General features: G+C 72.2%; 1 protein-coding gene. It reads left to right on the top strand.

The window, feature by feature from the left end; translation table 11 throughout:
- Positions 1-924, top strand: a 924-nt coding sequence (locus C1J01_RS48215; protein WP_328589762.1) for an ATP-dependent helicase C-terminal domain-containing protein, incomplete at its 5' end; no start/stop codon positions are given.
- Positions 925-1134 lie beyond the last annotated feature (210 nt).

The raw sequence follows: 1134 nt of genomic DNA, 5'->3' as shown, positions 1-1134 counted from the left end.
AGGGTGGTGGCGTTGGCGTTTCCGGAGCGGGTGGCGCGGCGGCGGGGGGCCGGGTACCTCATGGCGTCCGGTACGCAGGCGCAACTGGCCGAGGGTTCCAAGCTGCGGACCGCCGAGTGGCTGGCCATCGCCGTGGCCGACCGGCCGACGGGCTCGGCGTCGGCCCGCGTCCGGCAGGCCGTGGTCATCGACGAGGCCACCGCGCGCCTCGCCGTCGAGCCCACCGTCGAGGACGAGGTCACCTGGCGTGTCCCTCCCGGCGAGCGGCGCGGCGACGTGTCCGCCCGCCGGATCGAACGGCTGGGCGCGATCGAGTTGTCCGCCACCCCGCTCCAGGACGCCGACGTCCGCGAGGCCATCCTGCACGGCCTGCGTACCGAAGAAGTCCTGATTTGGACGAAACAGGCGAAAGAGCTGAGAGACCGCCTGGCGTTCTGCCACCGGGCGATCGGCCACCCCTGGCCCCCGATGGACGCGCTCGTCGACCTGGCCGACCGGTGGCTCGAACCCGAGCTGTCCCGGGCCCGCCGCCGCGCCGACCTGGAACGCATCGACGTGGCCGCCGCCCTCAGACGCCTGATCCCGTGGAGCGAACGCCTCGACGCGGTCGCCCCCGAACGCCTCGAGGTGCCGAGCGGGTCCCGCGTCCGCGTCGACTACTCGGGCGAGCAGCCGGTGCTGGCGGTGAAACTGCAGGAGGTGTTCGGCTGGCAGGAGACGCCGCGGATCGCCGGCGTGCCGGTGCTCGTGCACCTGCTGTCCCCGGCGGGCCGGCCGCTGGCCGTCACGGCCGACCTGGCGTCGTTCTGGCGTGACGGCTACCGTTCGGTGCGCGCGGAGATGCGCGGCCGCTACCCCAAGCACCCGTGGCCGGAGGATCCGCTGACCGCGCCGCCCACCCGCCGTACGAAAGGAAGACCTTGACTGCTCCCCTCCCTGCAGGGAAGGGGATTCCTGGCTCACGCTGCCTCCTGCCCCGGCGGGGCAGGAGGTCTTACGCGATCAGCACCAGCCGGGTTCAGACCAGCCCGGACCAGCATCACGCGAGCGGAGTTCTTGTCCCTGCCGGACACCGCTCCACAGGCGATGCAGGTGTAGGTACGTTCGCAAAGAGGAAGTGCGTGCTTGGTTCTC

It is taken from the genome of Nonomuraea aridisoli (assembly GCF_003236395.1).
GTDB lineage: Bacteria > Actinomycetota > Actinomycetes > Streptosporangiales > Streptosporangiaceae > Nonomuraea > Nonomuraea aridisoli.
This window is presented reverse-complemented; position numbering and strand designations above follow the sequence as displayed.